This is a genomic window from Porphyromonas bobii (assembly GCF_943169685.1).
GTDB classification, from domain to species: domain Bacteria; phylum Bacteroidota; class Bacteroidia; order Bacteroidales; family Porphyromonadaceae; genus Porphyromonas; species Porphyromonas pasteri.
Genome location: NZ_CALPBU010000004.1, coordinates 1 through 13,287, shown reverse-complemented (window position 1 = coordinate 13,287; position 13,287 = coordinate 1). Strand labels below are relative to the sequence as shown.

General features: G+C 55.4%; 9 protein-coding genes. 6 read left to right on the top strand and 3 right to left on the bottom strand.

Annotation, left to right across the window (positions count from 1 at the left end; all coding sequences use genetic code 11):
- Positions 1–497: 497 nt before the first annotated feature.
- Positions 498–1,817, bottom strand: coding sequence for a UDP-N-acetylmuramoyl-tripeptide--D-alanyl-D-alanine ligase (locus KO088_RS04900; RefSeq protein ID WP_215493937.1), 1,320 nt, complete (start codon positions 1,815–1,817; stop codon positions 498–500).
- 485 nt (positions 1,818–2,302) lie between these two features.
- Here KO088_RS04900 and KO088_RS04895 point away from each other — a divergent pair, with 485 nt between their 5' ends.
- The 6 genes from KO088_RS04895 to KO088_RS04870 all read left to right on the top strand — a co-directional run bounded on the left by KO088_RS04895 (position 2,303) and on the right by KO088_RS04870 (position 10,665).
- On the top strand, positions 2,303–2,497 hold the full coding sequence (locus KO088_RS04895; RefSeq protein WP_215493821.1) for a hypothetical protein: 195 nt from the start codon (positions 2,303–2,305) through the stop codon (positions 2,495–2,497).
- Positions 2,498–2,564: 67 nt separating this feature from the next.
- Positions 2,565–5,552: a SusC/RagA family TonB-linked outer membrane protein gene (locus KO088_RS04890; RefSeq protein WP_251419838.1), complete on the top strand. Its 2,988-nt coding sequence runs from the start codon at positions 2,565–2,567 to the stop codon at positions 5,550–5,552.
- Between the two features lie 36 nt (positions 5,553–5,588).
- Positions 5,589–7,133, top strand: coding sequence for a SusD/RagB family nutrient-binding outer membrane lipoprotein (locus KO088_RS04885; RefSeq protein ID WP_215493819.1), 1,545 nt, complete (start codon positions 5,589–5,591; stop codon positions 7,131–7,133).
- 21 nt (positions 7,134–7,154) lie between these two features.
- Positions 7,155–8,312, top strand: a complete 1,158-nt coding sequence (locus KO088_RS04880; protein ID WP_215493818.1) for a glycoside hydrolase family 18 — start codon at positions 7,155–7,157, stop codon at positions 8,310–8,312.
- Between the two features lie 9 nt (positions 8,313–8,321).
- Positions 8,322–9,539 (top strand): DUF1735 and LamG domain-containing protein, encoded by a 1,218-nt coding sequence (locus KO088_RS04875; protein WP_215493817.1) that lies wholly within the window; start codon positions 8,322–8,324, stop codon positions 9,537–9,539.
- A gap of 76 nt (positions 9,540–9,615) precedes the next feature.
- Complete coding sequence (locus KO088_RS04870) at positions 9,616–10,665, top strand: BT_3987 domain-containing protein (RefSeq protein ID WP_215493816.1); 1,050 nt, start codon at positions 9,616–9,618, stop codon at positions 10,663–10,665.
- 105 nt (positions 10,666–10,770) lie between these two features.
- Here the strand turns inward: KO088_RS04870 and folD are convergent, their stop codons facing one another.
- Together folD and KO088_RS04860 are read right to left on the bottom strand one after the other, a co-directional pair.
- On the bottom strand, positions 10,771–11,664 hold the full coding sequence (gene folD / locus KO088_RS04865; protein ID WP_188808042.1) for a bifunctional methylenetetrahydrofolate dehydrogenase/methenyltetrahydrofolate cyclohydrolase FolD: 894 nt from the start codon (positions 11,662–11,664) through the stop codon (positions 10,771–10,773).
- Positions 11,665–11,842: 178 nt separating this feature from the next.
- A complete protein-coding gene (locus tag KO088_RS04860) occupies positions 11,843–13,159 on the bottom strand; it encodes a M3 family metallopeptidase (RefSeq protein ID WP_251419812.1) in 1,317 nt (438 codons plus the stop codon).
- Positions 13,160–13,287: the final 128 nt, after the last annotated feature.

The window sequence follows — 13,287 nt, the reverse complement described above, 5'->3', positions numbered from 1 at the left end:
GTATAGCTGTATGACTTCGGAGAAATAGCACCCTAAGCACGAGCGAATAATACCGGTGGTCGGCGATTATTGGTGAATAGCGTGCACGAAACAGGTGTGGTGGTCTATCGTGCAGGAGCGCTCAGGCTGTAGAAGCCCCTCTACGAAGTGCATCGCGACTGAAACGGGAGGGTGACGATAAAAGAAGTAGGTCACTCACATGATACTCGGTGAGTATCGGTGAGTGACCTACGCTTGGGGGAGCCACGAGCAGATTAAGTGAAAACTCCGAAAAACAGGATTTGAGATCCCCGCCCCCTTTGTAATCTACTCTGCTCGCCATAGGCGAGGAGACCCGAAGGCCTCGGTAGCCCGCCATTGGAGGAGAGGGTTGCCTCGGTTTTCAACTTAGTACGATGAGTTTCCCAATCGACAACGTGGCTCTTTTCTTTTGTTCTACTACAAAGATAAGCATTTGTTCGGATCTCGTCAATACGGTAGATCCATGCGCTCTTTGCTTATAGCGAGGGGAGGAGACGGCCGAGGTGGATGCCGTTCGAGCCCTTGACGAGGATGAGGCTGTCCGTGATGGGCGTTGCCTCGATGCGTGCGATGAGCTCCTCGACCGAGGGGAGGACGTGATCCGATGCTCCGAGCTCCTCTACCCAATGCGGACCGCAGAGGTAGATCGTCAGTGGCGAGGCCGTGTGTGCCTTGAGGCGGGTATACAGCTCCTGATGGGCTTCGTGGCTCGATTCGCCCAGCTCGTTCATGTCGCCGAGGATGACGGTGCGCGGGCGATCCAGTGGCTCGATGTGGAGGAAGTTGTCCAGCGCCGTGTGCATGCTCGAGGGGTTGGCATTATAGGCATCCGCGATGATCTGGTTGCCACGAGCGGAGGTGATGAGCTGGGAGCGGCTGTTGCTGGGAGCGTAGCTGGTGAGGGCTTCGTCGATGTGCTCGGGAGCTACGTCGAAGTAAAGTCCGATGGTGATCGCAGCGAGAGCGTTGGCGAGGTTGTAGTCCCCGACGAGGTGGGTCTGTACGCTACGCTGCTCGATGCCGAGAGTGGGGCAGGCCCAGGAGAAGTGAAGGAAGAGCTGATCGCCCGTGCTGGGGGTGGCTTGCCCGACGATACGCGCCTCGGGATCGGTGCCGTAGTCGATACGGTCGATACCTTCGCTCATCTCCTCGAGCGTCTTGTCTTCGGCACGGAAGAAGACGATACCCTTGTGGGCGCGGAGGCTATCATAGAGCTCGCCCTTAGTGCGGCGTACCCCTTCGATGGAGCCGAAGCCCTCGAGGTGCGCCCGACCGATGTTGGTGATGAGCCCGTAGTTGGGCTCGGCGATGGCGCATAGCTCGGCGATGTCCCCAGGCTTGCTGGCGCCCATCTCGATGAGAGCAAGCTGATGCTCTGGGGTGAGGCGTAGGAGGGTCAGGGGGACACCGATATGATTATTGAGGTTGCCCTCGGTATAGAGGAGGCGGTAGGTCGTCGAGAGGACGGCTGCCGTCAGCTCCTTCGTCGTCGTCTTACCATTCGTCCCAGTGATCGCGATGACGGGGGTACCCAGCTGCTGACGATGGTGGCAGGCGAGCAGCTGTAGGGCCTTCAGGCTGTCCTCGACGAGGATCGTGCGCTCGTCGATCTGTGCGTTGGGGTCGTCGATGATAGCATAGGCAGCGCCAGCCTCCAGTGCGGCACGGGCATACTGATTGCCGTCGAAGCGTGCTCCGCGCAGGGCGAAGAAGATGCAGCCCTCGGGTAGCTGGCGGGTATCGGTGCTCACCACGGGATGGGCGAGGTAGATGGAGTAGAGGTCTTCTATCGTGATCATGAGTCGGGTCATAAGGGAGTAGGGGAGTGGGAAGCGCCCTACGGTGACACTACTATTATATATGGTGTCACAAAGGTACTACATAGCCTCAATACCGCGTAGATAGGCTGGGATTCATCTCGGGGACTGCCGTGAAGAGTAGCTACCTCCGTCCTTTCCCTACCTATATTATTAGGTGTATGGCATGTTATTGTATAAGGGTATGGTATGCTATTATATAGGTGTATGGTATGATTGGCCCACCTTCGCAGCTCGCCCTTCCCTTGCCCCTTCTTTCTGACTAGCGGAGGAGGGCGCGCAAACCACTACACTTCCTTAAATTTTTTATTAAGTGGAGGATTGAAAAGCCTTATACTCTGCATGTTATTTATCTCTATCTTTGTCCCCCAGATTGTAACGGAAGGTACATGGACAAGCATTCGGGCGTGATGCCCCTTTTACTCTCAAATGACTCTACACGAGTGTGTCGCATGGCTTGCGATATGCGCGAGTGGTCGGTGGCTATGCCCCTCATTGAGGAGATGGCGACACAGATGGACAGCTCCATTTGGTCGACGCGTCAGACCTATACCTCCTACCGATATAATAATAGAGCCCAGAAGATGCTCGGCTATGGCCGTCAGCTCTTTGGGGCTTTTCTTTTGTGTGCCCCTCAGCTCCGTGCTCCACGAGCATAGATGAGGGACACCTGTGTGCTGATTATTTTTTAATGTTTCAGATATGAAGAAAGTACTATCTATCCTCATGATCCTCTTCCTTACGGTCGCTACCGCGATGGCGCAGGGTAAGAGCATCAGCGGGGTCGTCCTCGACGCCGCTAATCATGAGCCTGTGATCGGGGCTTCTGTCCTGGTCAAGGGCGTACAAGGCCAAGGTGCTTCCACGGACATCAACGGGAAGTTCAGCCTGAAGAACGTGAAGGCAGGTGCGGTCCTCGTAGTATCGTCCATCGGCTACAAGAAGATCGAGGTCCCTGTCGGTAACCAGACTGAGCTCAAGATCGAGCTCCCCAGTGAAGACAATCAGGTGGAAGCCGTTGTCGTCACCGCTCTCGGTATCAAGCGCTCGCAGAAGGCCCTGAGCTATAATGTCCAGGAGGTCAAGAGCGACGCTCTTACGACGGTGAAGGATGCCAACTTCATGAATAGCCTCAACGGTAAGGTCGCTGGTGTAAACATCAACGCCTCTTCCTCGGGTCTCGGTGGTGCTACGCGTGTCGTCATGCGTGGTCCTAAGTCGATGAACCAGAGCAACCAGGCTCTCTACGTCATCGACGGGATACCCATCATCAACACTAACGGTGGTGAGACGAACGGTCGCTACTCTTCGCAGCCTAAGGGTGAAGGTATCTCTGACATCAACCCTGACGATATCGAGTCGATCAGCGTCCTCAGTGGTCCTGCTGCTGCTGCACTCTATGGTGCAAGCGCTGCTCAGGGGGTCATCATGATCACCACGAAGAAGGGTAAGGATGGTCGCGTGCAGGTCATGCTCTCCAACAGCACCTCCTTCTCTCGTCCCTTCGTCATGCCTCGCTTCCAGAACGAATTCATCAGCGCTCCTGGTGACGTGAAGAGCTGGGGTGCACAGACGGCTTCTCCCTATGGGAAGTTCGATCCCGCTGACTTCTTCAACACGGGTTCTAACATCCAGAACACGGCTTCGCTGACTATCGGTAACGCGAAGAATCAGACGTATCTCTCTCTCGGCTCGACTAATGCTGCTGGTATCATCCCTAACAGCAAGTACGACCGCTACAACTTCAACTTCCGCAACACGACGAAGTTCCTCGAAGATAAGCTGACGCTTGACTTCGGCTTCAACTACATCCGTCAGGGCGACCAGAACCTCATCGCTCAGGGTGAATACCTCAACCCCATCGTACCTCTGTATCTCTTCCCCCGCGGTGAGAACTTCGATGGTGTACGTACCTATGAGGTCTACGACCCTATCCGTAAGATCTACGTCCAGAACTGGAACTACGGTGATGCTTACTCACAGCAGAACCCCTACTGGGTCGCTAACCGCATGCTCACCACGGGCAGCAAGGATCGCTACATGATCAACGGCTCGCTCAAGTGGAAGATCAACGAATGGATCGACATCACGGGTCGTGCTCGTGCTGACGTCATCAACAGCTTCGACGAAAGCAAGCGCTACGCTTCTACGGCTACCCTCTTCACGGGGTCACAGTATGGCTACTACTCTTACAGCAAGGGTAACAACACCTCACTCTATGGTGACGTGATGGCCAACATCAACAAGCGTATTGACGACTTCTCTATCGCTGCTAACGTCGGGGTATCTACCAACCGCTCTTACAACGACGCTCGCGGCTTCCGCGGCGGTCTCCGCTCTATCTCTAACGTCTTCGATCCTAACCAGATCGACTACGGTCAGCCTACTGCAGGTAATGCTCCTGTATACACTAATAGCTCGCACATCACGAACTCTGCTTTTGCAAGCGTAGAAACGGGCTGGAAGAATATGGTCTTCCTCACGCTTACGGGTCGTGAAGACTGGGACTCTGCTCTGGCTCACACCACGGCTAACCCCTTCTTCTATCCCTCTGTAGGTCTCTCTGGTGTCATCTCGCAGATGGCCAAGATGCCTAAGTGGGTCAACTACCTCAAGACGCGCATCTCTTGGGCTAAGGTAGGTTCGCCTATCCCTGCTCAGATCTCTTCTCCCTACCGCTATACCTACGACCCCGCATCGCAGAGCTACGCTACGGTCACGTATAAGTTCCCCGAAGACTTCAAGCCTGAGCTGACCTATTCATGGGAAGCTGGGGTAACGGGTAAGTTCTTCCGCAACCGCCTGAGCCTCGAGGCCACCATCTACCAGTCCAATACGAAGAATCAGACCTTCCGTATGCCTCTCTCCTCTGCCTCCAACGGCTTTAATGAGGAGTACATCCAGGCTGGTAATGTTCGCAACCGCGGTATCGAGCTCTCACTCGGCTGGACGAGCCAGTTCGGCGAGCTGGAGTGGACCACGACGGGTACCTTCAGCGCTAACCAGAACCGCATCATCGAGCTGATCCCTGGTCGCAAGGATCCTATCTCTAAGGGTGGTCTGAAGGGCGCTGACGTCTACCTTCGCGAAGGTGGTACGATGGGTGACATCTACATCAACACCGGTATCAAGCGCACTCCCGAGGGGTATCCTGTCCTCTCTACTGATGGCAAGATCATCCCCGAGACGCTCGACAATCCCATCTATAAGGGCTCTGTACTGCCTGATGCTAACCTCGGCTGGAGCAATGAATTCAACTGGAAGGGGCTGAATGTGGGCTTCATGTTCTCCGCTCGTCTCGGTGGTATCGTCCTCTCTCAGACGCAGGCTATCCTCGATGAGTACGGCGTCTCTCAGGCTTCTGCTGATGCTCGTAAGGCTGGTGGTATCGCTGTAGGTAACGGCCGCATCGATGCTCAGGGCTACTACTCTGTAGTCGGTGGTGCAAGCCCCGTCTGGTCAGAGTACATCTATGATGGTACGAACGTCCGCCTCCAGGAAGCTCACGTCTCCTACCTCATTCCTAAGAAGCTCCTCGGCGATAAGGTCCGCCTCTCGCTCGGTCTGACGGCACGTAACCTGCTGATGATCTACAACAAGGCTCCATTCGACCCCGAGCTCACCGCTTCTACTGGTACCTACTACCAGGGCTTCGACTACTTCATGCAGCCCAGCCTGCGTAACCTCGGCTTCACGGTGAAGCTCCAGTTCTAAGCGTATTCTTAGAGACGTTTATTAAGAATGTATCTTATGAAGAAGAATCATATCGCCAAGGGGCTCGGCATCGCTGCCCTGTCACTCGCCTTGGCCTCCTGCACCAGTGGCTTTGAAGAAGCCAATCGCCCTGGCGGTAGCCAGAGCAAGGAGGTCCTGCAGCGTGATAACTACAATATCTCCTCCTTCCTCGTTCAGCTGCAGAACGTAGCTTTCCCCGAGCAGGAGAACGCGTACCAGTGTAACTTTGACCTCGTGGGTAACTACCTCGGCCGTTACTTCACCTACGCAAATAACGGCTGGAGCTCTAAGAACTTCGCCACCTTCAGCGCTCCAAGTGGCTGGCTCGGGTGGTCGAACTCTCAGATCCTCGTCCCTGCAAAGAGTGCGTTCGCTGAAATCGCAAGCCTCGCTGGTAAGGAAGACCTCAACTACAACTGGGCACTCATCATGCGTGCTCACGCCTTCCTTGCTCTGACCGACAAGTATGGTCCTATGCCTTTCGGCCTGGATGCGACTAACCTCGAAGGTTACAACTCTCAGGAAGCTATCTATAAGGCTCTCGTAGCTGACCTCGATGCTGCTGCAAGCAATATCAACGCCTTCGTCCTAGCTAACCCAGGTCGTACGGTCAATGAGGCTGCAGATAAGATCTACTCTGGGGACTTCTCTAAGTGGGTCAAGCTCGCTCACTCGCTCAAGCTTCGTATCGCTATCCGTATGCGCTATGCTGCTCCTGCTCTGGCTCAGCAGTACGCTACTGAGGCCGTGCAGGCTGGTGTTATCGAGTCTTCGGCTGACAACTGCGCTATCACCTATATCCCTCGTGGTCTTTACAAGACTTCGGTCGAGTGGGGTGACTCTCGTGCTTGCGCCGACATCGACTCCTACATGAACGGCTACGAAGACCCTCGCATCCCTGCTTACTTCGCGGCCCCTGCTAAGGCTGGTGACCGTAAGCTTATCGGATGTCTGGCTGGTGCTGACGTGAAGAATAAGAACACTGCTGACGAAATTTATTCGGCTGCTGCTGTCACGAAGAACTCCCCCAGCGTATGGCTCTCTGCTGCTGAAATGTGGTTCTGCCGTGCTGAAGGTGCGCTGGCCGGTTGGTCGGGCATGGGTGGCACTGCTAAGGATCTCTATGAGCGCGGTGTCAAGGAGTCCTTCACTCAGTGGAATGTCTCTGGTGCTGATGCCTACCTGCAGAGCAGCAAGACTCCTGCTGACTACAAGGATGCTGTCGGTGGCTATGGTAAGGACATGTCCGCTACCAGCACCATCACGCCTAAGTGGGATGACTCAGCTTCTGACGAAGCCAAGCTCGAGCGTCTGATCGTCCAGAAGTGGATCGCTCTCTTCCCCAATGGTCAGGAAGGCTGGTCGGAAATCCGCCGTACTGGCTATCCTAAGGTCTTCGCGCTCCCCGTCTCTACCAACGGCTACACCATCCACGTGGCTAACCGTATCCCCTACGACGTCAACGAGCGTACCCGTAACCAGGCTAACTACAACGCAGCTCTCGTCACCCTCGGTGGTGCTGACGACTACGCTACGAAGCTCTGGTGGCAGAAGAAGTAACTATAGCTAACGAATCAAAAAATGAAGATCAAGAATATCCTCGCGGTATCGGCTCTCGCTCTGACCACGCTGGCTTCGTGCAGCAAGTGGACGGATATGGAGATCCAGCATCCCGAAGACCTCACTCAGCCCAACCACTCAGAGGCCTACTACAAGGCTCTGCGCGACTACAAGAACTCTGATCACCAGATCGCATTCTCTTACTACAGCGCTTGGACGGGTGTTGGTACGAATATGCAGAGCTCACTGATGGGCCTGCCCGACTCTGTAGACCTCGTCTCTCTCTGGGGCGGGTGGAAGAATCCAACAGAAGCTCAGCTCAAGGACCTGCGTGATGCACAGCAGAAGAAGGGCCTGAAGGCAATGATTTGCTTCCTCGTCCTCGATATGGGCGGTGGTATCACGCCTGATCCTACGGATACAGAAAAGGCTGCACTTCAGAATGGTGAGACTTGGACTCACAAATACTGGGGCTGGAGCACGGAGCAGACGGCCGAAGGTAAGGCTGCTCGCCGTGCCGCTGTCGTCAAGTACGCTAATGCTATCTGCGACCTCATCGATAAGTATGGCTACGATGGCTTCGATATCGACGCTGAGCCTAACTATACTCACCCCTTTAGTACTCAGAAAGAGCTGTGGGAGCAGGATGTGGAGAATGGTGTGCCTACGCTCATGACCCTCTTCATCGAGACCCTTGGTAAGCGTATCGGCCCTATGGCGGAGACGGAGGCTGGTCGTAAGAAGATCCTTGCTGTCGACGGTGAGCCCGATGCTCTTCCCGCTTCGCACGCCAAGTACTTCAACTACTTCATCATCCAGGCCTACAACAACTCTGTTGGCTACAACAACAACCACTTCCAGGGTATGCTCAGAGCTTATAAGGACGTTCTCTCGGTCGAAGAGATCTGTAAGAAGAGCATCTTCGTTGTAGACTTCGAGTCAGGTGCTACCACCGGTGGTAAGGCTGGTCTGGGGCAGATCCTCAACTTCGCCCTGCAGAACCCCGTCATCGATGGTGTCACCTACCGTAAGGGTGGTGTCGGTGCCTTCCGTGTAGACCTTGAGTATGCCGTCACTACGCCTGACGTCGTGAATGGGATCGACATGAAGCCTGTCAAGGGCCTCTCTTATCCCTGGTGGCGTCGTGCTATCCAGCTTATGAACCCCCAGATCAAGTAGACGAATCCAATGAAGATCAATAAATATCTCCTCGGAGTCGTAGCTGCTGCTGCACTCCTCAGCTCCTGTAACGACAGAGAACTCAAGGAGCTCACGAACCAAGCTTACATCGCCCAGACGGGTACGCAGGCTGGTCGTATCGGGTCACTCCAGCTCGGAGACAGCGAAGTCTCTACGGATATCAATATCCGCATCTCTTCGCCCCAGAGCAAGGACCAGACCTATGCACTTGAGCTGAGTCAGGAAGCTCTCGATGAGTACAACAAGCTCAACGGGACGGCCTACACGATGCTCCCTGCAAGTCAGGTCGCTCTCTCTTCCTCTCAGGTTGTCGTCAAGGCTGGTGCTGTCTTCTCCGAAGCAGTGAAGGTAACTCTCCAGCCTCTGACGCAGGAGCAGATGAACCTCGGTAAGAAGTATGCTGTCGCCTTTAAGCTCAAGAGCGTAGATGCCTCTACTCCTATCCTTAATGGGGCTGACACCTACGTCTATGCTATCAAGACGATCACCTCGGCAAGTGCTCCTATCCTCGGTACGTACAAGGGGGTATACTATCGTGCTATCGCTCGTGGTATCCCCGCTACTGACCTCGAGCGCTTCACGGTTGAGATGCGTGTGAATATCAATGGCCTCGACATCAATAACCAGGCTATCTTCGGTGCTTGGGCTCCGGGCTCTGAGATCTACATGCGCTTCGGTGATGCTACGCCTCCATACAACTACCTGAACATCAAGTTCGGTGATGGTGGCCAGATCGACCGTACTTTCGAAGGTGCTAAGACGAATACGTGGTATCACGTTGCCCTCGTTTACGATGGCGCACAGGCTACGCTCTACGTCAATGGTAGCAAGGTCATCAGCACGGACAAGCCTGCTGGTCGTACCTTCAAGCTCAACGATGCTATCCACGTCGCTGGCTCGGGTGCTGCTTGGTTCCGAAATGCTTGTATCTTCAGCGAGCTTCGTATCTGGAATACGACTCGTACGCCTGAGCAGCTGAAGGATAACGAGTACACCGTTGATCCTTCGACCCCAGGTCTCCTCCACTACTGGAAGATGAACGAAGGTCATGGTGGCACGTTTGCTAACTCGATCGCCGGTGGCCCTGCACTCAACGTCTATGGCGCGGCATACGATGAGAACAACCCAGCAAGCAGCCAGATTCTGACGCCTACTTGGGTCTCTAACGTCCGCTCTGACGGTACCGGTACGGTCAAGGTGCCCTAATCGTAATATTGGTGGTACGACACGGCCCTCTCCTCGCTGGGAGGGGCGTGTACGACCCCTCTAATAGAAGTTTAATATGCAAAAGACTCTATCTATAGCTTGCGCAGCGCTCTTCCTTGGCCTCACGTCTTGTAGCAAGAGCTTTGATCTGGATACTCCTCTCTTTGATAAGACAGAGACACAGACTGCTGCATCCGTAGCGTATATCAAGACGGGTGAATTCGACCTCGCTAAGTCTATCAGCCCTCTTCAGGTCACGCACAATGCCTCGACCGTAACTGAGTTCACCGCTCAGGAGCGCTATGTCTACCTCTCCAAGCCCGTTGATCAGGATGTGACGGTGACTGTAGCTCTCGCTACGACGGAAGCTTCTATCGCTTCCTTCACCAGCTCCCTCTCGACCAACCCTGGCTATAAGGTCGCTCCCGAAGGCTATGCTAAGCTTTCGACCACGACCGTAACTATCCCTAAGGGGCAGACGAAGAGCTCTTCAGCTATCACTATCAGTGTGGGTGATAAGTATGCTGAGATCTCTGCGGCTGATGCTGCTACGGAGTACTATGTGATCCCTGTGCAGGTATCTGCTGTCTCAGGCCCATCCTCCGTCGGTGTTAGCCAGGACTATGGTACCTACTTCATCCCTGTCAGGAAGAGCTACCAAAACGTATCCTTCTATACGCATGACCCTCAGGGTACGGCACTGACCCCTGCAGTGATCAACTATGCAGTCTCTTCTGAGCTCGCTTGGGGATCGTTCGCCTATGATAAAAAATACCTCTATGATGGTGATCCCTCAGACGGTTGGTATGCTTCTACTTCGGACAGCGCGCCTTGGGTAACTGGTATCCTTGCCAGCGGTACGAAGAAGTTCAACTACATTCACTTCAAGGGTACTGATGACTCCATGAAGACCTTCTCTGAAGTCGAGATCTTCACGACGCAGGATGGTACGACTTGGACTTCTCAGGGTGTGCTTCCTACGAGCTACTTCAATAAGGAGGGTTCCGTTGTAGTTCGCTTCCTCAGCCCTATCGAAGCTAAGGGTATAAAGATCGCAGCTGTCACGCCTTCTGGTATCTCGGGATACTTTGGTATCGGTGAGCTGACCTTCTACGCAGAGAACTAAGCTTCTCCCTCCTACGAAAAAGACCTCAGGGGCTGTATCTCCATCGTGAGATACAGCCCCTGAGGCTTTTTATTCCCTTCGCAAAGGAGGGGACGTGTGTGCGAATTAGTCCTCTGCCTGCTTAGCTGCTGCGAGGGTATTCAGCATAAGGGAGATGATGGTCATCGGGCCGACGCCACCAGGGACAGGCGTAATGTAGGAGGCGAGGGGCGCTACTTCATCGAAGGCAACGTCACCGGTGAGCTTGAAGCCACTCTTACGCGAAGCATCGGGTACACGCGTCGTGCCTACGTCGACGATGACGGCACCAGGGCGCACCATATCGGCCTTGAGGAACTCAGGCACGCCGAGAGCTGCGACGATGATGTCTGCCTGCAGGCAGAGCTCCTTGATGTTGGGCGTACGGCTGTGGCAGACCGTGACGGTGCAGTCGCCAGGAGTACCCTTGTGCAGGAGGAGCTGTGCCATGGGCTTACCGACGATGTTGCTACGGCCAAGGACGACGCAGTGCTTACCGCGCGTCTCGATGTCGTAGCGGCGAAGGAGCTCAATGATCCCCTGAGGGGTCGCTGACACGAAGCAGGGAAGGCCGATGCTCATACGCCCTACATTGATGGGGTGGAAGCCGTCGACGTCCTTGCTGGGGTTGACAGCTTCGATGATGCGCTGCTCGTTGATGTGCTTCGGCAGGGGGAGCTGGACGATGAAGCCATGCACCTCGGGATCGTTATTCAGACGCTCGATCTCGCTGAGCAGACGCTCTTCTGTGACGTCATCCTCGAAGCGGATCAGTGAGGAGCGGAAGCCCACCTCGGCGCAGGTCTTGATCTTAGCTGCTACATAGGTCTCGCTGCCGCCGTCATGTCCGACGAGGATAGCTACCAAGTGGGGGGCTTTTTTGCCAGCTGCGACGCGGGCAGCTACTTCGGCTGCGATCTCCTGCTTGATCTGAGCGGAGGTCGCTTTACCATCGAGGAGCTTGTAGGTTTGTTCTTTCATTGGGGTAGTACGATGAATGAGTAGGGGCGGAGAGAGTCCGCTACGAGCCCTAAGGCTTATCAAAGATAGGCAAAGTTTAGCGCCTATGAGGTAGATCTACTTATGAAAAAGCAGCGCCCCACAGACCCGCGGAGAGACTGTGGGGCGCTGCTGCTTTATTGGGGTAGAAGGTCTGCTCTTAGCGCTCAATGCCGTCGCGACGAAGGAGGGCATCAATGGTGGCCTTCTTGCCACGGAAGCTCTGATAGAGCTCCTCGGCATCACGGCGGTCACCTTGACTCAGTACCTCACGGCGGAAGCGCTCAGCTGTAGCCGTAGAGAAGATCCCTTCCTCTTGGAAGGCGGCGAAGGCATCGGCATCCAGCACTTCGGCCCACTTGTAGCCGTAGTAGCCAGCTGCATAGCCCCCCGAGAAGATGTGCCCGAAGGAGGTGCTCATCTGGCAAGGTGCAGGCGTAGCGGGCAGGAGCTGGGCCTTCTGCCAAGCCGTATCTTCGAAGGTCTTCGTGTCAAGGCCCTCGGCAAGTGGCTCGGTGATCGTGTGCCAAGCCATATCGAGGTAGCCGAAGCTCAGCTGACGACAGGCAGCGTAGCCAGCGAGGAAGTGGCGGGCACGCTCCATACGCTCCATAAGGACCTCGGGCAGTGCCTCACCCGTCTGATAGTGTACGGCGAAGCTCTGGAGCCACTCACGCTCGTCCAGCCAGTTCTCCATCAGCTGGCTGGGTAGCTCGACGAAGTCACGGACGACGTTGGTCCCGCTGAGCGAGCCGTGACGGCACGTAGAGAGCATGCCATGCAGGGAGTGACCGAATTCATGCAGGAAGGTGCGTACCTCACCTGGCGTGAGCAGGGCGGGACGATCGGCTGTGGGCTGGGTGAAGTTCATCACCAGCACGATGTGGGGACGATGGTCTTCCCCCTCGGCCGTGTGATACTGCTCCTGCAGGTTATTCATCCAGGCACCGCTCTGCTTGCCCTCACGAGGGAAGAAGTCGGTGTAGAGAAGTCCGAGATAGCTCCCATCAGCATCGTGCACCTCGTAGGTGTGTACGTCGCTGTGGTAGACGGGCAGATCCGTGCGCTCGGTGAAGCGGATGCCGTAGAGGCGTGTTGCCAGTGAGAAGATGGCATCCGAGACGCGCGATAGCTCGAAGTAGGGGCGTAGCTCCTCTTCGTCCAGCTCATAGAAGGCCTGCTTATAGCGCTCTGCCCAGTAGCTCCAGTCCCAGGGCTGGAGGGGGAGGGTAGCGCCTGCCTCGCGTGCGAAGTCAGCCACTGCAGCAAGCTCCTTCTCTGCTAAGGGCTTGTAAGCCTCGAGGAGCTCGTCGAGCAGCCCATAGACTGCCGTCGTGCTACCTGCCATACGGCGGGCGAGGACCTTCTCAGCAAAGCTCTTGGAGCCTAAGAGCTGAGCAAGCTCCAGACGCAGGTTCGCGAGGCGACGGATGAGCTCTCTATTGTCATATGCATCTCCAGCAGCCCCGACAGCCATCTATAATCCGCAAAACGAAGCGTGCGGCACATCGCAAACGAAGCGTACACCCCCACACACCGCTGAGAAGAAACGAAGCGTCACATTTTCGGGGAATATACCAAGGGCGTTCGGCAACCATCCGAACG

Excerpts from the sequence above, each read along its gene's own strand:
- KO088_RS04895 (WP_215493821.1), top strand. The coding sequence starts at position 2,303 with ATGCGCGAGTGGTCGGTGGCTATGCCCCTCATTGAGGAGATGGCGACA.
- KO088_RS04890 (WP_251419838.1), top strand. The coding sequence starts at position 2,565 with ATGATCCTCTTCCTTACGGTCGCTACCGCGATGGCGCAGGGTAAGAGC.
- KO088_RS04885 (WP_215493819.1), top strand. The coding sequence starts at position 5,589 with ATGAAGAAGAATCATATCGCCAAGGGGCTCGGCATCGCTGCCCTGTCA.
- KO088_RS04880 (WP_215493818.1), top strand. The coding sequence starts at position 7,155 with ATGAAGATCAAGAATATCCTCGCGGTATCGGCTCTCGCTCTGACCACG.
- KO088_RS04875 (WP_215493817.1), top strand. The coding sequence starts at position 8,322 with ATGAAGATCAATAAATATCTCCTCGGAGTCGTAGCTGCTGCTGCACTC.
- KO088_RS04870 (WP_215493816.1), top strand. The coding sequence starts at position 9,616 with ATGCAAAAGACTCTATCTATAGCTTGCGCAGCGCTCTTCCTTGGCCTC.
- folD (WP_188808042.1), bottom strand. The coding sequence starts at position 11,664 with ATGAAAGAACAAACCTACAAGCTCCTCGATGGTAAAGCGACCTCCGCT.
- KO088_RS04860 (WP_251419812.1), bottom strand. The coding sequence starts at position 13,159 with ATGGCTGTCGGGGCTGCTGGAGATGCATATGACAATAGAGAGCTCATC.